The organism is Amaricoccus solimangrovi (assembly GCF_006385685.1).
GTDB lineage: Bacteria > Pseudomonadota > Alphaproteobacteria > Rhodobacterales > Rhodobacteraceae > Amaricoccus > Amaricoccus solimangrovi.
This window is the reverse complement of sequence record NZ_VFRP01000007.1, coordinates 26,106-45,307: the sequence shown is the minus strand read 5'-3', so window position 1 is coordinate 45,307 and position 19,202 is coordinate 26,106. Positions and strand designations below refer to the sequence as shown.

Below are 19,202 nucleotides of genomic sequence, written 5' to 3'. Positions count from 1 at the left end.
TTCGTGCGCGGTTCTCCGCCGCCGGGCGATGAGATGGCCACGAAAGGTTGACAGGCGCCGCCGGCTTCGGCCCTAATCGGATTACGCACAGGAAGCGCGGAAAACTTGCGTCGGAAAAAATCTGAAAGCCAAGGGCTTCCACTGTTCCTTTACCACGGGACTTGAGGTTGGGCAGCTGTATCGGCATGCGCTTCGCGATGAAGCGCATGCCATGGATTTGAATTATTGAAAGGTCCGGACCCCCCGGGATCCCGGACCGCGGCGAGGAACCATGGCAGACCCCAGAGTACTGATCTCGACCGATCTCGGCGGCTACGACAACGACGACGCGCAGTCGATGATCCACGCGCTCGTCTATGCGAACGACGTGAACTACCGCGGCTTCGTGATGACCCGCACGCTCGACGGCGGGACGATCAACGGCGTGAAGACCAGCGGCGCGGCGATGATGCGGGAGATGCTCGACGCCTATGCCAAGGACCTGCCGGATCTGAGGGCGCATGACGCGGCTTTCCCTTCCGCCGATTCGCTCAGGAACAAGATCGCCGAGGGGAGCTACAACGGCGCCTGGCCCGGGACGCTCTCGAACGGGGCGAAGCTCATCGTCTCGGAGGCCCGCGCGGCCTCGCCCGGGGATCCGCTCTACGTGCTGGTCTGGGGGCCGATCCACGACGCGGCGGCGGCGCTGCTCTCCGCCCCGGACATCGTGCCGAATGTCCGGCTCTTCTCGCTGTCGGGCTTCGGTCAGGACGAGGAGAATCCGGCGGCCTTCAACGCGCTGGTGAACGCGGTCAGCAACAACGCCGCCTATCACGACCTGTGGTGGATCGACTCGGAATCGACCATGCGCGGGATCTACGTCGACGAGAACGGGGACCGGCACAAGGGCATCGCGGCGAACCTGCCCTGGGTGCTCGAGAACGTGGCCGACCACGGCGCGCTCGGCACGCTCTTCAAGGAGAAATACACCTACGACCTGTCGACGACGCGGACCGGCGCCTCATCGCCCGACGGGCTCAAGATGGGCGACACCCCGTCGCTGCTCTATCTGCTCGACAATGTGAGCAACGACAATCCGACCGGCGGCGACAGCTGGGGCGGCCGGTTCCGGGAGTGGAACATCGGCGAGAACGCCTGGACCGACCGGACCGAGGCCTCGCTGAAGCTCGGCCAGTGGTTCGGCGCGCGGACCGTCTACGACCACCGGGCCGAGATCTACGCCGATTTCGCCGAGCGGATGGACTGGGCGGCGGGGACCGGCGGCGGCGGCGGAAGCGATGGCGGCACCGGCGGCACAGGGGGAGGTACCGGCGGGGGCGACGGCGGGACCGGGGACGGCGGGCCGTTGATCCCGGTCGGGCTCGCCCAGGCCGAGTCGCTCGATCTCGACGGCTATCGCGTGATCAGCGGGCGGCAGGGATCGAGCCCCCTGGTCGAAACCTACAAGGGCACGGGCGGGCACGGCACCGCGGAAGGCACCTTCAAGGGCGCGTCGGGGGACTACGCGCTGACGGTGCGCTATTTCAACGAATCCGACGGGAAATCGACCTTCAAGGTCTATGTGGACGGGGATCTCGCCTTCTCCTGGCGCGCGCTCGGCAACGAGAACCAGTTCCAGACCGAAAGCCATGTCGTCCATATCGACCGCGGCGACACGATCATGGTCGAGGGCACGCACGACGCCGGGGAATGGGCGCGCTGGGATCACCTGACCGTGCTGCGAACCACCGCTTCCGCGGATACGTTCGACCTGGTCTGAGCCGGAAGGCCGGAGGCGCGCCGGGGATCGCCGGCACGCCTCCCCGCGCGTCAGAGGTAGTCGCCCCGGCTGAGGCCGTATTTCGTCATCTTCTCGTTCAGCGTGCGGCGGGGCAGGGCGAGTTCGGCCATGACCGCGCTGACCGAGCCGGTGTTGCGCCGGAGCGCGTGGTCGATCAGCATCTTCTCGAAGGCGTCGACATGCTCCTTGAGCGGCTTCTCGGCGTCGAGCGCCATGATCGGCGCCTGGAAGCCGTCGTCGATCAGCAGCGCCGAGATGTTGTGATCGCCGCGCCGCGCCTGCAGCACCGCGCGCTCGGCGAGGTTGATGAGCTGGCGCACGTTCCCCGGCCAGGGCGCCTGGACGAGGTTCGCCGCGTCGGCGGCGTTGAGCGTCGGGGGCTCGCAGCCGTATTCCTCGGCGAACTGCACCGTGAAATGCGAGAAGAGCGTCAGGATGTCCTCGCCGCGCGCGCGCAGCGGCGGCGCCTCGAGGATGAGCCCGGCGAGGCGGAAGTAGAGGTCGTCGCGCAGCACCTCGGCGGGCGGGGCGCCGGCGCCGAGCCGGCTCGAGATCGCGACGACGCGGATGTTGTGCGGGCGGTTCGCCGCGCTGCTCGGGTCGGTGGCGCTCAGCGTCTCGACCAGCCGGGCCTGGGCATGCGCGGGCAGCGCCTCGATGTCCTCGAGGGCGAGCGTGCCGCCCTCGGCCTGGTCGATCAGCGACTTCTCCGGCCGGTCCGGCGCGCCGAAGAGCATCGGCTCGATCGTCTCGGGGGGCACGCTGGCGCAGTTCAGCGTGATGAGCGGCTTGCTCGCCCGCGCGCCGCAGGCGTGGAGCGCCATGGCGATCAGGCTCTTGCCGGTCCCGGTCTCGCCGAGGATCAGCACGTGGCCGTCGGCCTGGCCCATGTCGAGGATCTGCTCGCGCAGCTTCTCCATCGCCGGGCTCGCGCCCATGAGCCGGCGCGTCAGCACGTTGCCGTCGGAAAGCTCGCGGCGCAGCGCGCGGGTCGCCAGCGTCCTCGCGCGCGCCTGCGAGGCCTTGCGCACGAGATCGGCGAGCCGCTCCGGATCGAAGGGCTTCTCGACGAAGTCGAAGGCGCCGATGCGCATCGCCTCGACCGCCATCGGCACGTCGCCATGGCCGGTCATCAGGATCACCGGCAGGCCGGGATCGACCGACTGGAGCCGGCGCAGCAGCGCCATGCCGTCCATGCCCGGCATCTTGATGTCGCTCAGCACGACGCCGGGGAAATCGGGGCCGAGCGCCTTCAGCGCCAGCTCGGCGGTCTCGAAGGTGCGGGGCTCGAATTCCGAGAGCTGCATCCACTGCGCGACCGACTCGCGGAGATCCGCCTCGTCGTCCACGATCGCGACCGTCGTCGTCTTGTCCGTCATCTGTCACTCCGCGGCGTGATTTTGCGCCCGTTCCCTCGGCAGCAGCAGTTCGAAGACCGCGCCGCCGTCGGGGGCGTTGCGGGCGACGAGCCGGCCGCCGAGCTCGTTGGCGAACCCGGCCGAGATGGCGAGGCCGAGGCCCAGCCCCTCTCCGGGCTTCTTCGTGGTGTAGAAGGGTTCGAACAGCTTGCCCGGATCCTTCAGTCCTTCTCCGTTGTCCTCGACCGAGAGCAGGATCATCTCGCCCTGGACGAGGAATATCTTCACCCTCTTGTCGTCGCGTCCCTTCACCGCGTCCAGCGCGTTGCGGAGCAGGTTCACGATGATCTGTTCGATCCGGAGCGGATCGGCCCGGACCATGACCGGCTCGGAGGGCAGGGTGGTGGTGATGTTGACCGACATCTTGCCGAGCTGCGGCGCCATCATCGCGAGCGCCGCGCGCACGCTGTCGCGCAGGTCCACCGGCTCGAGGTCGTCGGCGTCGCTCTTGCGCGCGTAGGACTTGAGCTGGCGGGTGATCCCGCCCATGCGCTCGATCAGGTCGTCGATGCGCTGGAACGAGGTCAGCGCCTCCTCCGCGCGCTTGCGCGTGAGCAGGAGCCGCGCGCCGGCGAGATAGGTCTTCATCGCGGCGAGGGGCTGGTTCAGCTCGTGGCTGACGGCGGCCGACATCTGGCCGAGCGCGGCGAGTTTCGACGCCTGTTCGAGGCTCAGTTCCGCGTCCTTCAGGTTGCGCTCGACCCTCTGGCGCGCGGCGATCTCGGCCGAGAGCCGGCGGTTCAGCTGGCGCAGGTCGTCCGATTCCCGCTTCACGCGGCGGTTCTCGGCCCGGGCGCGGCGCGAGAGCAGGTAGAAGGCGAGCGCGAGCAGCAGGGCGAGCACCATGATGATGAGCGCGAGCACCGCGTTCACCCGCGCCCGCACGTCCTCGAGCCCCGCGAAATAGGTCAGGCGCCAGTTGCGGAAGCCGACCGGCACCTCGGCGCCGATATAGGGCGTGCCGGAGATGTAGACATAGGGCGGCGCGCCGAAACCCTCGCGCGCGTCGCGCAGCACCTGGGTGACGCGGGACGGGTGCGAGGCGGAGGCGAGCAGCGTGTCGAGCGCGCTCTTGCGCCAGGTCGGCTCGGAGGCGAGCAGCACGTTGCCCTCGGAATTCGTGACCGCCACCTTGACGCGGGACCGGCGCCAGCCCTCCTCGAGCGCGCCGAGGTCGACGGTCACGACGATCACGCCGAGAAGCTGCCCCTCGTTCTCGACCTTGCGCGCGTAATGGAAGCTGTAGGCGCCGTCGTCGTTCTCGATGATCGAGAAGATCGTGCCGGTATCGGCGACGGCGAGCGTGAAATAGGCCTTGTCGCCGTCGTACTGCTCGATCGGCTGCTTGTCGCTCGCCGCGACGATGCGGCCCTTGGCGTCGAGCAGGAAGATCGAGCCCGCGCCGATCTCCTCGCGGAAGTCCCGGAGCCGCGCCTCGGCCTCGGCGAATTCGCCGGTGCGGAGCGCGATCTGCAGGATCGGGTCGCGGGCGAGCAGGAGCGGCACGACCGAATGGCGCTGCATCGCGCTCTGGATCGAGCCGGCGTAGAGCGTCGCGCGCAGCGTCGCGTCGGTCTCCTGGCTCTCGGAGAAGGAGCGGGTGAGATAGATCTGGCTGGCCCAGATCACGACGCCCATGACCAGCACGGAAACCACCAGCCCGGCCCGCATCCAGATGCGACCCGGATACCCCGTCGGCTTCGCCGCTGTGCTGGCCTGGTTCATGAGCCTGATCTAACCCCGGCGGGGGTCCGGCTCAAGCGCGCACCGCTTCCCCGCTCAGCGCCGCCACGAGACCGGCGAACATCCGCGCGCCGTCCGCGCCGCCATGCGCGGGATCGACCGCGCGTTCCGGATGCGGCATCAGCCCGAGAACGCGGCGGTTTTCCGACAGGATCCCGGCGATGTCCGCGGCCGAGCCGTTCGGATTCTCGGTGTAGCGCAGCGCGATCCGGTCCTGGTCGGCCAGCGCCGCCAGCGTCTCGGGATCGGCGAAGTAGTTGCCGTCGTGATGGGCGATCGGAATCTCCAGCCGCTCGCCCCGCGCATAGGCCCGGGTGAAGGCGCTGTCGGTCGTCGCGACCTCGAGCCCGACCGGCGCGCAGACGAAGCGGAGCCCGGCGTTGCGCATCAGCGCGCCGGGCAGGAGGCCGGTCTCGATCAGCACCTGGAAGCCGTTGCAGACGCCGAGGCCGTAGCCGCCCGCGTGGACGAAATCGACGACCGCGCGCATGATCGGCGCCCGCGCCGCGATCGCGCCGCAGCGCAGATAGTCTCCGAAGGAGAAGCCGCCGGGCACGCCGACGAGATCGAGCCCGGCCGGAAGCTCGGTCTCCTTGTGCCAGATCATCGTGACATCGGCCCCGGCGCGGCGGAGCGCCACGGCGAGGTCACGGTCGCAGTTCGATCCCGGAAAGACGACGACGCCGGCCTTGAGGCTCATGCGATCTCCACCGCGTAATTCTCGATCACCGTGTTGGCGAGGAGCTTCTCGCACATCTCGCGCACGCGCGCCTCGGCGGCCGCGCGGTCGGTCTCGGCGACCTCCAGCTCGATCACCTTGCCGATCCGGACCTCGCCCACGCCCTCGAAGCCGAGCGCGCCGAGCGAATGGCGCACCGCCTCGCCCTGGGGATCGAGCACGCCGGTCTTCAGCGTCACATGCACGCGAGCTTTCATCAGTTCACCAGCTTCGGGCCGGAATGGGTCCGGCTCTGCGATTTGGGCATGACGCCGAGGCGCTTGGCCACTTCGGTATAGGCGTCCGCGAGATCGCCGAGGTCGTGGCGGAACACGTCCTTGTCGAGCTTGCGGCCGGTCTCGATGTCCCAGAGGCGGCAGGAGTCGGGCGAGATCTCGTCCGCGACGATCAGGCGCTGGAAGTCGCCGTCGTAGATCCGGCCGATCTCGATCTTGAAGTCGACGAGCCGGATGCCGACGCCGAGGAACATGCCCGAGAGGAAGTCGTTCACGCGGAGCGCGAGCGCGATCATGTCGTCGATGTCCTGCTGGCTCGCCCAGTTGAAGGCCACGACATGCTCCTCGGTCACCAGCGGATCGTGCAGCGCGTCGTCCTTGTAGTAGAACTCGATCACCGGGCGCGGCAGCTGCTGCCCCTCGGGAATGCCGAGGCGCTTGGAGAGCGAGCCCGCGGCATAGTTGCGCACCACGACCTCGAGCGGGATCATCTCCACCATGCGGATCAGCTGCTCGCGCATGTTGATGCGGCGGATGAAGTGGGTCGGCACGCCGATCGCGTTCAGCCCGCTCATGAAATGCTCGGAAAGGCGGTTGTTCAGCACGCCCTTGCCCTCGATCGTCGCCTTCTTGGTGGCGTCGAAGGCGGTGGCGTCGTCCTTGAAGTACTGGATGAGCGTGTCGGGCTCGGGGCCTTCGTAGAGAATCTTCGCCTTGCCCTCGTAAATCATCCTGCGGCGGGCCATGAAAGTCTCCGAAAATACCAATGGGAAAGGGGGGCCGGACGCCCGCCTTTCCCGTCCCCCGCTCTCTATACCCGGGCCCGAAAAGGAGCAAGGGCGATTGCAGGGCGCTTGTCCGGGGACGGGCGGAATGATTATGTGCGCGCGAACGAGAGACCCCCGAAGGAGGATGCCGATGGACAGCTTCAAGGACCGTGAAAAGGCCTTCGAGAACAAGTTCGCCCATGACGAGGAGATGCAGTTCAAGGCCTTTGCCCGGCGCAACAGGCTGATCGGGCTCTGGGCGGCCGCGGAGCTCGGCAAGACGGGCGCCGAGGCCGAGGCCTATGCGATGGAGGTCGTCTACGCCGATTTCCAGGAGGTCGGGCACGAGGAGGTCTACCGCAAGATCGCGGCCGATCTCGCCGGCAAGGCCGACGAGACGACGATCCGGTCCAAGATGGACGAGCTGCTCGGCATGGCGAAGGCGCAGATCCTGGAGGAGTGACGCGCGCGCCCGGCGCCCGCGCTCAGGCGGTGGCGGCGTCGAGCTCGTCCATGACCCTCGCCCAGACCTCGGGCGGCTGCGCGCCGTTGACCGCGTAGCGGCCGCCGAGGATGAAGGTCGGAACCCCGGTCACGCCGATCCGCGCCGCCTCGGCGACCTCCGCCGCGACCTCGGCGCGGTCGGCCTCGCCCGCGAGCAGGCGCGCCACCGGGGCGGGGTCGAGGCCGGCGGCCTCCGCGGCCGCGGTCAGCACGCCCGGATCTGAAATGTCCTCGCCCTCCTCGAAATAGCGCCGGAAGAGTTCGGTCGCGACCAGGGTCTGGCGATCCTCGGCCGCGGCCCAGCGGGTCAGCCGGTGCGCGTCGAGCGTGTTCGGCGCGCGGGTGATCCGGTCGAAGCGGAAGGCGATTCCCGCCGCCGCGCCCATCTCCGTCAGCCGGGCATGGGCGGCCGCGGCCTGCTCCGGCCCGCCGAGCTTCGCCTCGATATAGGGGCCGCGCGCATGGCCTTCGGGCGGGATCGTCGGGTCGAGCTGGAAGGCGTGCCAGGTGATCGCGAAGGGATGCGCGCCGCGCGCCGCGATCGCGGCCTCGAGATTGACCTTGCCGAGGTAGCACCAGGGGCAGACGAAATCGGAGATGATGTCGAGGCGGGTCATGGCCAGCCCTCCTTCAGGGCGCGGCGGATGATCTTGCCATTCGCGCTGCGCGGCAGGGTTTCGAGGGCGATGAAGGCCCTCGGGCATTTGTAGCGCGCGAGCCGCGCGGCGCAATGGCTGGCAAGCTCCTCCTCCGCGGGCGCCGGTCCCTCGGCCACGTAGAAGGCGGCGATGACCGTGACGCCCGGGCGGACCTCGCGCTCCACCACCGCGACCTCGCCCACGGCCGGATGGGCGAGCAGCGCGGTCTCGACCTCGGCCGGGGAAACCCGGAAGCCGCCGGCGTTCAGCAGGTCGTCGGCGCGGCCGTGATAGGTGATCGTGTCGTCCGCCGCCATCTCCGCCCGGTCGCCGGTCAGGAACCATTCGCCCCGGAAGTTCGCCGCCGTCTCTTCCGGCCGGCGCCAGTAGCCGAGCATCAGGCCCGGATCGCGGCGCGAGACGGCCAGAAGGCCGTGTTCGCCGCGCGGGACCGGGGTTTCGCCGTCGCGTTCGGAATCGGGCAGGATCGCGACGCGGCGGCCCGGCTGCGGCCGCCCGGCGCGTCCCGGCACGGGCGGCGCGGCGGGGGCGAAGGAGATGTAGGTCGAGACCTCCGACATGCCGAGCGCCTCGTAGACCTCGCGGCCCGCGCGCGCGCGAAACCCGGCCCGGACCGCCTCGGGCATCGCCTCGCCCGCCGAGAGGCCGTGGCGCAGATGCGCGAAGCCCGCGGCGAGATCCGCCTCCGAGCCGAGTATCTGGCGGTAGACCCCCGGCGTCGCCGCGAAGATCGTCGCGCGGTGCGCGCGCGCGAGCGCGGGCCAGACGCCGCGGTCGGGCGGGCCGGCGTGGATGAGCGCGGTGGCGCCGATCGCCCAGGGGTCGGTCAGCCCGGCGCCGAGCGTGTAGGTCCAGTTGAAGGCGCCCGCGTGCAGCATCCGGTCGGAGGGGGCGAGCCCGTACCAGCCCTGCCACATCATCCGCCGCGCCCAGGCGGCGCGCTGCGCGTGGACGACGCCCTTGGGCCGGCCGCCGGTGCCCGAGGTATAGACCATGTAGGCGGGATCGTCGGCCGCGGTCTCGGCGAAGCCCGCGGCCGGCGCATGGGCGCGGATCGCGGCGATCGCGGCGGTGTCGAGCCGGTTTCCCGCGGGCGGGCAGGCGACGCCCTCGGCGGCGAGGATCAGCGCCGGGTCGAGATCGGCGACGATGCCCGCGACCTCGGCCTCGGTCAGCTGGGTCGAGGTCGGGACCGGCACGGCGCCGAGCGCGTTGGCGGCGAAGAAGAGGATCGGGAAATCGGAGGAGTTGCCGATCCGGAGCAGGATCCGGTCGCCCCGGCCGATCCCCCGGGCCGCGAGCCCGCCCGCGGCCGCGAGCACCGCGGCGCGAAGTTGCGCGTAGCTCCAGCTTTCCGCGACCGCGCCGGGGGCACTCAGCACCTCGAGCGCGATCTTCTCCGGCGCGGCGCGGTCATGGCCGAGCGTATGGGCGGCCATGTTGAAGCGCGCGGGGCAGGGCGGGGGCGGGCCGGCGTCGAAGAGCGAGAGGGTCATGGGCCGGTTCTAGCGCGCCGCGCCGGCCGCGCCCAGCCTCAGCGTGCCAGCTCGCGGATGCCGCTCTCCAGGCCCGCCAGCGTCAGCGGCACCATACGCCCCTCCATGATGTCGCGGATCATGCCGATGGAGGGATCGTGGCCCCAGCGGTCCTCGCGCACCGGATTGATCCAGAGCGCGTGGCGCCAGAGGCCGAGCGCGCGGCCGAGCCAGACGGCGCCCGGCTCCTCGTTCCAGTGCTCGTTCGCGCCGCCCGGATGGGTGATCTCGTAGGGCGACATCGTCGCGTCGCCGACGAAGACGCAGCGATAGTCGGGCCCGTAGGTGCGCAGCACCTCCTCCGTCGGGATCGCGGCGTCCCAGCGGCGACGGTTCTCGCGCCAGACGTGTTCGTAGAGGCAGTTGTGGAAATAGTAGTGTTCGAGATGCTTGAACTCGCTCCGCGCGGCGGAGAAGAGCTCCTCCACCGCCGCCACGTGCCGGTCCATCGAGCCGCCGACGTCGAGAAAGAGCAGCACCTTGACCGCGTTGTGCCGCTCGGGCCGCGTCACCACGTCGAGCCAGCCGCGCTCGGCCGTGGCGCGGATCGTGCCGGGCAGGTCGAGTTCCTCCGCCGCGCCCTCGCGCGCCCAGCGGCGCAGCCGGCGGAGCGCGATCTTCATCGCGCGCGTATTGAGCTCCACCGCGTCGTCGAAGTCGCGGAAGTCGCGGCGGTCCCAGACCTTCACCGCGCGCTGGTGCCGGCTCTCGTCCTGGCCGATCCGCACGCCCTCGGGATTGTAGCCATGGGCGCCGAAGGGCGAGGTGCCGGCGGTGCCGATCCACCTGTTTCCGCCCTGGTGCCGCCCCTTCTGCTCCGCGAGCCGGTCGCGCAGCGCCTTCATCAGCGCCTCGAACCCGCCGAGCGCCTCGATCTCGGCGCGCTCCTCCGGGCTCAGATGCTTTTCCGCGAGCTTGCGCAGCCACTCCTCGGGCAGGCCGATCGCCTCGAGCGCCGCCTCCGGCCCCTCGGAGAGCAGCCCGCCGAAGACCGCGGCGAAGACGCGGTCGAACCGGTCGGTGTGCCGCTCGTCCTTCACGAGGCAGGCGCGGGCGAGGAAATAGAACCCCTCCGCGTCGTAGAGCACCACCTCGGCCTCGAGCGCGCCGAGAAAGCCCAGGTATTCGCGCAGCGAGACCGGCACGCCGGCGGCGCGCAGATCGGCGAAGAACCGGGTGAACATCGCCGCGCCCTCAGCGGCGGCGGAGGGGCGGGCGGCCGGGCATCAGAGAATTCCCGCCTTGATCGCCACGATCCAGCCGACGAAGGCCACGAGGGTGAAGAGGATTCCGTGCACCGTGCCATATTGCAGCCGGTCGAGCCGGTCGCCGCCCCGGGTCCGGGCACGGTACCAGCCGAAGGCGAATCCGGCGATGAAGACAAGGGTCAGCAGCATTGCGCGCTCATTTCCGGGGTTCCGCGAGATCGGCCGCGAGCGCGATCTGCTCGCGCGCGAGCGCGCCGTCGGGGTCGCCGAAGCCATAGCGCGCCCAGCGCAGGCTGTCGAGCCGCGCCTCCGCGGCGGCGGCCTCCGCGCCCTGGGCGGCGAGCGCCTCGGCCTTGATGCTCATGAAGCTCGCCGCGAGGATCGCGTTCTGATAGGCGACCGCGTCGGGCATGTGGCGCTCGGCCAGCCGGATCGCCGAGTCGGTGTCGCCCGCGCCGAGCGCGAGCGCGGCGAGATGCACGCCCGCCTGCGCCGTGCGGATGTCGTGGGGGCCGAGCCGGTCGCGGAAGCCCGCGTAGGCTTCGGCGAACTGATGCGCGGCGAAGGCCGGGTCGCGGCCGAGCGTCGCGCGGCCGAGCGCGAGTTCGGCCACGCCGAGCCGGTGGTCGGGCGGGCGCATCTCCGCGGCGAGCCCGGTCGCGAGCAGCCCCGCCCGGATCCGTTCCTCGCGGGGGGCGTCGGGCGCCTGCGCCGCCTCGATCGCGTCGCCCCAGACGCGCGATTCCGGCGCGCGCTTCCGGGGGGCGAGGTTCCGGCCCATCGGATTGGTCCGGGCGAGCACGCGCGGCAGGACGGCGGCGACCGCTTCCCGCGTCATGCCGCTGTGGAGTTCGGGCTGGTAGAGCGCGCGCAGGATCGTCATGTCGAACGAGGTCGGCATGCCGTGGAAATTGTCGTCGTTCCAGATCGAATCGGGCAGGCGGTAGAGGTCGTTGGCGGGGCCGAGCGCCTGGGTGATCTCCTCGGCGAGGCAGTCGCGCGTGTCCTGCGGCGTCGAATCCGTCGGCAGGAAGATCGCCGCCTCGCCGAGCGCCTTCTGCGCCGACCAGCGCGGATGCGTCTCGGCGGCGCGGGCGCGGAAACCCTTCCAGTCGCGCTCGCCCGGCGCGATGAAACAGGCCGCGGTCGGGAAGACGGCGGCGATCTCGTGCGCGGGCACCGCCTCGATGAAGATGAGCGCCTTCGCCGGGTCGTCGGTCCGCGCGATGTCGATCCCCGCCTCGCGCCGGATCCGGAGCAGGAGTTGCGCGAGATCGGGCGCGTATTCGGCGAGTTCGGGGCTTCCCATGTAGATCCGCACCGGCCGCTCGTAGCGGAGCAGCGCGGGCAGCGTCTCGCCGTTCTCGAGCGCGAAGGTGAGGTCGAGGAAATCCTCGGCCAGTTCGCGGTTCGACTGCCGCGTGCCCCGCGGGGGCGAGACCGGCGCGAAGCGCACGCCGGTCAGCGTCGCCGGCGCGTCCCCTTGCGGCGTCGCGCAGCCGCCCAGCAGGATGAGGGCGAGGCAGGCGGCGAGGGCGAGGGCGCTCACGGCGGGGGGCGCCGGTATTTCATGAACGGGGTCGCGACGCCCACCGCGTCGTAGAGCCGGCGCGCGCGCGCGTTGTCGGCCTGGGTCAGCCAGTAGACCTCGGGCCGGCCGGCGGCGTCCGCGGCCGCGTAGACCGCCTCGATCAGCGCGCGCCCGACGCCGCCGCCGCGCGCCTCGGGCGCGACGTAGAGATCCTGGAGATAGCAGACCCCGGCGGGCTGCCAGCCGTGGCAATGGAAGATGTAGTTGACGATGCCGACCGCGCGCCCGTCCTCGCGCGCGATCAGCCCGTTGTACTCCGTCACCGCCGGATCGACGAGCCGGGCGAAGCTGTGGGCGTAGACCTCATCCGGCCGCTCGGTGTCGTAGAAGGCGAGATAGGCGCGCCAGAGGCGCCGCCAGTCGGCCTCGTCCGAGGCGCGGGTGGGAGTGATCTGCGACATCGGCACCGCCGGATCTGCCCGGCGGACCGGGCGGGGTTAGCCGCGTAACCTGCGGACGTTGGAACGGGTCTTGGCGCCATAGGGCTTCAGCGCCTCGGACGCAATATTCATGACGTCGCCGCCGCGCGCGGCGACGAGCGCGGCGCGCTCGGTCGCGACGGCGAAGGCGGTGGCCTTCTCCATCACCATGCCGATCGCCTCCGGCGCGCTCATCGTTCCCGTCGCCATCTGGAACGTCCGGTGCGCGATCACCTCCGCGGCGTGCAGCGACATCTCGCCATAGGCCCGCGTGAATCGCATCCAGGAATCGGTGTAGGCCGCGTAGGTGGTGAAGGGGAGCATCCGGTCCTCTCAAGCTTTGCTGCGCCGCAGCATAGCATGCCCGCGGCGTTCTGTCATGTAAGATGACATAGCGCGCGCGCGCCCGCCGACCATCAGGATCGTCTTCCGCGGGCGATGAAGGCGAGCCGCTCGAAGAGATGCACGTCCTGTTCGTTCTTCAGGAGCGCCCCGTGCAGGCGCGGCAGCGCCTCGGACGGGTCGCGCCGCAGATCCTCCGGCGCGAGATCGTCCGCCAGGAGAAGCTTAAGCCAGTCAAGCACTTCCGACGTGGAAGGCTTCTTCCGCAGGCCCGGCGTCTCGCGGATCTCGAAGAACTGGGTCAGCGCCGCGCGGATCAGCGCGGGCTTGATGCCGGGGAAATGCACCGAGACGATCCGCGCGAGCGTTTCCTGGTCGGGGAAGCGGATGTAATGGAAGAAGCAGCGGCGCAGGAAGGCGTCGGGAAGTTCCTTCTCGTTGTTCGAGGTGATGACGACGATGGGTCTTGTGCGCGCGCGAACGGTCTCGCCGGTCTCGTAGACGAAGAACTCCATCCGGTCGAGTTCCTGCAGCAGGTCGTTCGGGAATTCGATGTCGGCCTTGTCGATCTCGTCGATCAGCAGCACGACCTTCTCCCCGGCGGTGAAGGCGCGCCAGAGCGGGCCGCGGCGGATGTAGTTCGCGACATCGCCCACGCGCGGATCGCCGAGCTGGCTGTCGCGCAGCCGGCTGACCGCGTCGTATTCGTAGAGCCCCTGCGCCGCGCGCGTCGTCGATTTCACGTTCCACTCGATGAGCTCGAGCCCGAGGCTTCCGGCGATCTGGCGTGCCAGTTCGGTCTTGCCGGTCCCCGGTTCCCCCTTCACGAGGAGCGGCCGTTCGAGACGGATCGCGGCGTTCACCGCCACGGCCATGTCGGGCGTGGCCACATATGCGTCGGTGCCATTGAATTTCATCGTTTTTTCATACCACTGCCAGTTATTTGCACAGCCTGCCCGAAGGCGCTCCGCGGGGAGCATGAATCGGCAGGTAGCGCGTGACAAGCTATCCGAATCCCTATATCGGGAGGCCACGAAAACGTTGAGGGGCCATGGGGAAACCGGCCGGTATTGACGGGCGGGATCACACGGCCAGGACGGCATAAAAGGTGTGGTTCTATGAAGCCTGAGACCAAGTTCGACGTCGAGTATCATCCGACCGACGACGAACCCTTTATGAATCCCCGCCAACTGGATTATTTCCGGCGCAAGCTCCTGGCCTGGAAGGCGTCCATCCTGGCGGAAAGCCGCGGCACGATCGAGACGATGCAGGAGGGGACGCGCAACATCCCCGACATCGCCGACCGCGCCTCGGAGGAGACCGACCGCGCGCTGGAGCTTCGCACCCGCGATCGCCAGCGCAAGGTGGTGTCCAAGATCGACGCCGCGCTGCGCCGGATCGAGGACGGCAGCTACGGCTATTGCGAGGAGACCGGGGATCCGATCTCGCTGCGCCGGCTCGACGCGCGTCCGATCGCGACGCTGAGCCTCGAGGCGCAGGAGCGCCACGAGCGCAAGGAGCGCGTGCACCGCGACGACTGAGCGGCGCCCGAACATGTCCGGGGCCCCGGGGCGGGGCCCCTTCGCCGACGATGGCCCGGCCCGCTTCCGCGGCCCTCAGCTGATCGGGGGCACGCCGCAGGTGACGGGCGTGTCGGAGACATTCGTCATCTCCTGGGTCATCGCCGTGTCGTGCCCGTCCTGCGTCTCGATGATCAGGATCTCCTTGCCGAGCCGCGCGTGCCGGAAGCAGGCCGGCGGCTGCCCCTCCCAGTAGAAGCAGTAATGCGGCGCCTCGTAGTTCCAGGTGCCCTGAAGGCAGCGCCCGTCGTTCGCCTGAAGCGTCACGCGGTTCGAATGCGGGTAGTAGTGTTCGAGCGCGAAGAAGATCCCGTTGATCTCGTAGGTCAGGGTGTGCCCGTCGGCCATCGCGACCCATTCCTCGACCGGAATGTCCTTCGCCCCCGCGGTCTCGGCGGAGAGGGCCGGGCCGGGGAGGGCCGCGAGCGGCAGGAAGGCGAGCGGGAAGAGCGGCGACAGGCGCATGGGGAGCCCCCGGGGGATGCTTCGGCGCGCGAGGATAGCGCGGCCCGCGGCGCCTCGCCAGTGGGCGGGAGTGAAACGCCCGTGAGGCCGGGCCGCGCCTTCGAGCGGTTCGCGCCGTTAACCATCTTGCGCCGTTAACCATTCCTTTGCGACGATGCCGAAGGCTGGCCCGGTCGGGGGCCGCCCGGAGGAACGTCGGATGTCGATTTCAGGAATGGCGCGGGGAGGCCGCGCGGGACCGGGGCTCGTGGCGCTCCTTCTCGCGGCGCTGACGCTGCTGCCGGGCGGCGCGCCGGTCCAGCCCGGCCCGCGCGGCGCGGCGCGGGTTTCGGACGGCGACACGCTCCGGGTCGGCGGGGCCGTCGTGCGGATTTTCGGGATCGACGCGCCGGAACGGGCGCAGAGCTGCGGTGCCTGGGCCTGCGGCGAGGCGGCGCGGGCGCGGCTCGTCGCGCTGGTGGCGGAGCGGGAGGTCGCCTGCGTCCGGCGCGATACCGACCGATATGGCCGCGTGGTCGCCACCTGCCGCGCCGGCGATACCGATCTCGGCCGCGCGCTGGTGGCGGAGGGGCTCGCCTGGGCCTTCCGGCGCTACGCCGCCGACTACATCCCCGACGAGGCGGCGGCGAAGGCCGCGGGCCGGGGCGTCTGGCGGACCGGCGCGGAGGCGCCCTGGGATTATCGCGCCGATCTCCGCGCGGCGCGGACCCGGGCCGCCGAGGCTCGGGCCGAGAGCGAGGCGGGGGACTGCCGCGTCAAGGGGAACATCTCCGCCGATGGCGAGCGGATCTACCATCTTCCCGGCAGCGCCGCCTATGCGCGGACGCGGATCTCGACGGCGAAGGGGGAGCGCTGGTTCTGCGACGAGACGGCGGCGGTGGCGGCGGGCTGGCGGGCGCCGCGGGGGTAGTCGCCCCGGTGTCGCGCGGGGCGTTGCGCGTGGCGGTCCCGCCTCCCGTCAGTGCAGGCCGAGGAAGGAAAGAATGGCCAGCACGATGACGACGAGTCCCACGAGGTAGATGATCGAATTCATTGGCGTTTGTCCTTTCGTACACAACGCCGGCCGGCTATCCCGGAAAATAGCGCGGTCCGGCGAAGATGTGTCGAAAACAAACGGCGCCCGCTTCGGTTCCGCGGCCGCGCCGATTTCCGCCCGCGCGCGGCGGCGGCCGACGGGGCGTCAGAGGTCGAGTTCGTCCATGTCGACGAATTTCGCGTTCTCCTGGATGAACTGGAAGCGCAGTTCGGGCTTCTTGCCCATCAGCCGCTCGACCAGCCCCGCGGTGTCGCCCTCGTCCTCGCCGTCGAGCGTCACCCGGATCAGCGTGCGCTTCGCCGGGTCCATCGTGGTTTCCTTGAGCTGCGCGGGCATCATCTCGCCGAGGCCCTTGAACCGGCTCACCTCGATCCTGCCGCGGCCGCCGAGGCCCTTGGCCATCAGCGCGTCCTTCTCGGCGTCGGTCGAGACATAGACCGACTTCGCCCCCTGGGTGACGCGGTAGAGCGGCGGGGCGGCGAGGTAGAGATGGCCGTGGTCGATCAGCGGCCGCATCTGGGTGAAGAAGAAGGTCATCAGCAGCGAGGCGATATGCGCGCCGTCCACGTCGGCGTCGGTCATGATGATGATCTTCTCGTAGCGCAGGTCGTCGAGCCGGAACCGGCTCCCGGTCTGCACCCCCATCGCCTGGCAGAGGTCGGAAAGCTCCTGGTTCTGCGTCAGTTTCGACGAGGCCGCGCCGAGCACGTTCAGGATCTTGCCCCGCAGCGGCAGGATCGCCTGGGTCTTGCGGTCGCGCGCCTGCTTGGCGCTGCCGCCCGCCGAATCGCCCTCGACGAGGAAGAGTTCCGATCCCTCGCGGCTCGCCCCCGAACAGTCGGCGAGCTTGCCGGGCAGGCGCAGCTTCTTGACGGCGGTCTTGCGGCTCGTCTCCTTCTCGGCGCGGCGGCGCGCGCGCTCCTCGGCCTTCAGCACCAGGAAATCGAGAATCGAACCGGCGGTCTTCGGATCGGCGGCGAGCCAGTTGTCGAACCGGTCGCGCACCGCCCCCTCGACGAGCCGCGCGGCCTCCTGCGTCGAGAGCCGGTCCTTGGTCTGGCCGACGAATTCGGGGTCGCGGATGAAGACGGAGATCATCGCGCCCGCGCCGGCCGTCAGGTCGTCGCGGGTGATCTGCGCGGCCTTGCGGTTCGAGGAAAGCTCGCCATAGGCGCGGATGCCCTTCAGGAGCGCGGCCCAGAACCCCGCCTCGTGCGTGCCGCCCTCGGGCGTGTTGACCGTGTTGCAGTAGGAGGAGACGAAGGGATCGCGCTGCGGCGTCCAGTTGATCGCCCATTCGACCGAGCCGACGGTATCCGCGCCGAAACGCTCGGCGAAATCGACCTTCCCGGCGAAGGGCCTCTCGGCATAGGTATCGGCGCCCGCGAGCCGTTCGCCGAGATAGTCGGCGAGCCCGCCGGGGAAGTGGAAGGTCGCGCTCGCGGGCGTGTCGTCGCCCGCGCCGATCAGGGCCGGGTCGCATTTCCAGCGGATCTCGACGCCCGAGAAGAGATAGGCCTTGGAGCGCACCATCCTGAGGAGCCGCGCCGGCTTGAACCGCGCCGAGGCGCCGAAGATCTCGGCGTCGGGATGGAAGGTCACGCTCGTCCCGCGCCGGTTCAGCGTCTGCCCGAGATTCTCGAGCGGCCCGAGCGGGATGCCGCGCGAGAAGCTCTGCGAATGAAGCTGGCGGCCGCGGGCGACCTCGACCGTCAGCCGGTCCGAGAGCGCGTTCACGACCGAGGCGCCGACGCCGTGCAGCCCGCCCGAGGTCTGGTAGACCTTGCCGGAGAACTTGCCGCCCGCGTGCAGCGTGCAGAAGATCACCTCGAGCGCCGACTTGCCGGGGAACTTGGGATGCGGGTCGACCGGCATGCCCCGGCCGTTGTCGCGGATCGTGACCGCGCCGTCGGCGTGAAGTTCCACCTCGATCCGGTTCGCATGGCCCGCCACCGCCTCGTCCATCGAATTGTCGAGCACCTCGGCGACGAGATGGTGCAGCGCACGCTCGTCGGTGCCGCCGATATACATGCCCGGGCGCTTGCGCACCGGCTCCAGCCCTTCGAGCACCTCGATCGCCGAGGCGTCATAGGCCCGCTGCGAGGGGTCGTCGTCGAAGAGATCGGAGGCATGGACCATAGGTTGGCTCTTTATCTTTGTTCCGGTTTCGCCAAGGATAGCGGGGGAAATGCGCGCCCAAGCCATATCTTGTTTGGTCCGCGCGGGCAAAGGGTCTTTGGAAACGGACGGGATGAGCGGGATCTCGCAGCGGCGCCTGCCGGCCGCATCCTGGATGGATGAGCGCGGCTGGCGGCCGCCGGGCGCGGGGCCGATCGCGCCGGAAGACGGGTTGTTGCGGCGCGACGAAGCCTTCGCCGCGCGGAGGGCGCCGCGCGACCGCGGGGCGCCGGGGCTGTCTGGCGGACCGGAAAACGCGGCGTGAGGGTCTTCGTCCTCACCGGCGCGGGGATCTCGGCGGGCAGCGGGCTCGGCACCTTTCGCGACGCGGGCGGGATCTGGGCCAGATTCGATCCGGTGAAGCTCGCGACGCCGGCCGCCTTCGCCGCCGATCCCGGCCGGGTGCACGATTTCTACAACACGCGGCGGCGGGCGATGCTGGCGGCGGGGCCGAACGCGGCGCATTTCGCGCTCGCGGAACTCGGCGAGGGGCTCCGGACCGACGGCGGGGCGCTTTTCCTCTGCACCCAGAACATCGACGACCTGCACGAGCGCGCCGGGTCGCGGGCGGTGCACCACATGCACGGGCGCATCTGCCGCGCGCTCTGCGGCGCCTGCCGCGTCACGGTCGAATGGCGCGGCGATCTCGGCGTCGGCGACCACTGCGCCGCCTGCGGCCGGTCCGGGACGCTGCGGCCCGACGTGGTCTGGTTCGGCGAGATGCCCTATGACATGCCCGAGATCGAGGCGGCGCTCGCCCGCGCCGATCTCTTCGTCGCGATCGGCACCTCGGGCGCGGTCTATCCGGCGGCGGAATTCGTCGAGATCGCGCGGACGATGGGCATCCTGACGCTGGAGTTCAATCTCGAGAAATCGGCGAACGCCCATCTCTTCGACGAAAGCGTCTACGGCCCGGCGGTCGAGAGCGTGCCGCGCTTCGTCGCGCGGCTGCTCGGGACCGGCGACGCGGGGGCGTGAGGGAAGGCGATCCCGCCTCCGGCGGGATCGGGCGGAGCGGCCCTT

General features: G+C 70.2%; 21 protein-coding genes. 6 read left to right on the top strand and 15 right to left on the bottom strand.

Going from position 1 to position 19,202, the window contains the following annotated elements:
- Window positions 1–271: 271 nt before the first annotated feature.
- Window positions 272–1,759: a nucleoside hydrolase-like domain-containing protein gene (locus tag FJM51_RS08985; protein WP_140453801.1), complete on the top strand. Its 1,488-nt coding sequence runs from the start codon at window positions 272–274 to the stop codon at window positions 1,757–1,759.
- Window positions 1,760–1,809: 50 nt separating this feature from the next.
- Here the strand turns inward: FJM51_RS08985 and FJM51_RS08980 are convergent, their stop codons facing one another.
- From FJM51_RS08980 to purC, 5 genes are read right to left on the bottom strand one after another with little or no spacing between them, the layout of a single operon-like run.
- Window positions 1,810–3,159, bottom strand: coding sequence for a sigma-54-dependent transcriptional regulator (locus FJM51_RS08980; protein WP_140453800.1), 1,350 nt, complete (start codon window positions 3,157–3,159; stop codon window positions 1,810–1,812).
- Between the two features lie 3 nt (window positions 3,160–3,162).
- Window positions 3,163–4,923: a sensor histidine kinase gene (locus FJM51_RS08975; protein ID WP_233713058.1), complete on the bottom strand. Its 1,761-nt coding sequence runs from the start codon at window positions 4,921–4,923 to the stop codon at window positions 3,163–3,165.
- 31 nt (window positions 4,924–4,954) lie between these two features.
- Window positions 4,955–5,641 carry a phosphoribosylformylglycinamidine synthase subunit PurQ gene (purQ, locus tag FJM51_RS08970; protein WP_140453799.1) on the bottom strand — a complete coding sequence of 229 codons (687 nt, stop codon included), beginning with the start codon at window positions 5,639–5,641 and terminating at the stop codon, window positions 4,955–4,957.
- The gene (gene purS / locus FJM51_RS08965; RefSeq protein ID WP_140453798.1) at window positions 5,638–5,877 is read right to left on the bottom strand and encodes a phosphoribosylformylglycinamidine synthase subunit PurS; all 240 of its coding nucleotides are present in this window, start codon (window positions 5,875–5,877) and stop codon (window positions 5,638–5,640) included. Before purS ends, purQ begins: the two co-directional genes overlap by 4 nt.
- The gene (gene purC, locus FJM51_RS08960) at window positions 5,877–6,641 is read right to left on the bottom strand and encodes a phosphoribosylaminoimidazolesuccinocarboxamide synthase (protein WP_140453797.1); all 765 of its coding nucleotides are present in this window, start codon (window positions 6,639–6,641) and stop codon (window positions 5,877–5,879) included. The genes purS and purC overlap by 1 nt, the downstream gene beginning before the upstream one ends.
- A 172-nt stretch (window positions 6,642–6,813) precedes the next feature.
- Here purC and FJM51_RS08955 point away from each other — a divergent pair, with 172 nt between their 5' ends.
- On the top strand, window positions 6,814–7,125 hold the full coding sequence (locus FJM51_RS08955) for a DUF1476 domain-containing protein (RefSeq protein ID WP_140453796.1): 312 nt from the start codon (window positions 6,814–6,816) through the stop codon (window positions 7,123–7,125).
- Window positions 7,126–7,147: 22 nt separating this feature from the next.
- Here FJM51_RS08955 and FJM51_RS08950 read toward each other — a convergent pair whose 3' ends face one another.
- From FJM51_RS08950 to FJM51_RS08920, 8 genes are all read right to left on the bottom strand, one after another.
- Entirely contained in the window at window positions 7,148–7,783 is a 636-nt protein-coding gene (locus FJM51_RS08950) for a DsbA family oxidoreductase (RefSeq protein WP_140453795.1), read from the bottom strand.
- Window positions 7,780–9,321 (bottom strand): class I adenylate-forming enzyme family protein, encoded by a 1,542-nt coding sequence (locus FJM51_RS08945; RefSeq protein WP_140453794.1) that lies wholly within the window; start codon window positions 9,319–9,321, stop codon window positions 7,780–7,782. The genes FJM51_RS08950 and FJM51_RS08945 overlap by 4 nt, the downstream gene beginning before the upstream one ends.
- Window positions 9,322–9,359: 38 nt before the next feature.
- The gene (locus tag FJM51_RS08940) at window positions 9,360–10,544 is read right to left on the bottom strand and encodes a vWA domain-containing protein (protein WP_140453793.1); all 1,185 of its coding nucleotides are present in this window, start codon (window positions 10,542–10,544) and stop codon (window positions 9,360–9,362) included.
- 42 nt (window positions 10,545–10,586) lie between these two features.
- The gene (locus tag FJM51_RS23745) at window positions 10,587–10,757 is read right to left on the bottom strand and encodes a hypothetical protein (RefSeq protein ID WP_181164500.1); all 171 of its coding nucleotides are present in this window, start codon (window positions 10,755–10,757) and stop codon (window positions 10,587–10,589) included.
- 7 nt (window positions 10,758–10,764) lie between these two features.
- Entirely contained in the window at window positions 10,765–12,117 is a 1,353-nt protein-coding gene (locus tag FJM51_RS08935; protein WP_181164499.1) for a DUF2927 domain-containing protein, read from the bottom strand.
- Complete coding sequence (locus FJM51_RS08930; protein WP_140453791.1) at window positions 12,114–12,560, bottom strand: GNAT family N-acetyltransferase; 447 nt, start codon at window positions 12,558–12,560, stop codon at window positions 12,114–12,116. Before FJM51_RS08930 ends, FJM51_RS08935 begins: the two co-directional genes overlap by 4 nt.
- Before the next feature lie 36 nt (window positions 12,561–12,596).
- Entirely contained in the window at window positions 12,597–12,902 is a 306-nt protein-coding gene (locus tag FJM51_RS08925) for a hypothetical protein (RefSeq protein ID WP_140453790.1), read from the bottom strand.
- Window positions 12,903–12,994: 92 nt separating this feature from the next.
- Complete coding sequence (locus FJM51_RS08920; protein ID WP_140453789.1) at window positions 12,995–13,837, bottom strand: AAA family ATPase; 843 nt, start codon at window positions 13,835–13,837, stop codon at window positions 12,995–12,997.
- Window positions 13,838–14,038: 201 nt separating this feature from the next.
- Here FJM51_RS08920 and dksA point away from each other — a divergent pair, with 201 nt between their 5' ends.
- Entirely contained in the window at window positions 14,039–14,461 is a 423-nt protein-coding gene (gene dksA, locus FJM51_RS08915) for an RNA polymerase-binding protein DksA (protein WP_140453788.1), read from the top strand.
- Window positions 14,462–14,536: 75 nt separating this feature from the next.
- Here the strand turns inward: dksA and FJM51_RS08910 are convergent, their stop codons facing one another.
- On the bottom strand, window positions 14,537–14,965 hold the full coding sequence (locus tag FJM51_RS08910) for a hypothetical protein (protein ID WP_140453787.1): 429 nt from the start codon (window positions 14,963–14,965) through the stop codon (window positions 14,537–14,539).
- Window positions 14,966–15,164: 199 nt separating this feature from the next.
- Here FJM51_RS08910 and FJM51_RS08905 point away from each other — a divergent pair, with 199 nt between their 5' ends.
- Entirely contained in the window at window positions 15,165–15,875 is a 711-nt protein-coding gene (locus FJM51_RS08905; protein ID WP_233713057.1) for a thermonuclease family protein, read from the top strand.
- Window positions 15,876–16,145: 270 nt separating this feature from the next.
- On the opposite strand, the gene parE is transcribed toward FJM51_RS08905, so the two are convergent.
- A complete protein-coding gene (gene parE / locus FJM51_RS08900) occupies window positions 16,146–18,140 on the bottom strand; it encodes a DNA topoisomerase IV subunit B (protein ID WP_140453786.1) in 1,995 nt (664 codons plus the stop codon).
- 112 nt (window positions 18,141–18,252) lie between these two features.
- On the opposite strand from parE, the gene FJM51_RS08895 reads away from it, so the two are divergent.
- Window positions 18,253–18,444 carry a hypothetical protein gene (locus FJM51_RS08895; protein ID WP_181164498.1) on the top strand — a complete coding sequence of 64 codons (192 nt, stop codon included), beginning with the start codon at window positions 18,253–18,255 and terminating at the stop codon, window positions 18,442–18,444.
- Window positions 18,441–19,157 carry an NAD-dependent deacylase gene (locus FJM51_RS08890; RefSeq protein WP_140453784.1) on the top strand — a complete coding sequence of 239 codons (717 nt, stop codon included), beginning with the start codon at window positions 18,441–18,443 and terminating at the stop codon, window positions 19,155–19,157. Before FJM51_RS08895 ends, FJM51_RS08890 begins: the two co-directional genes overlap by 4 nt.
- Window positions 19,158–19,202: the final 45 nt, after the last annotated feature.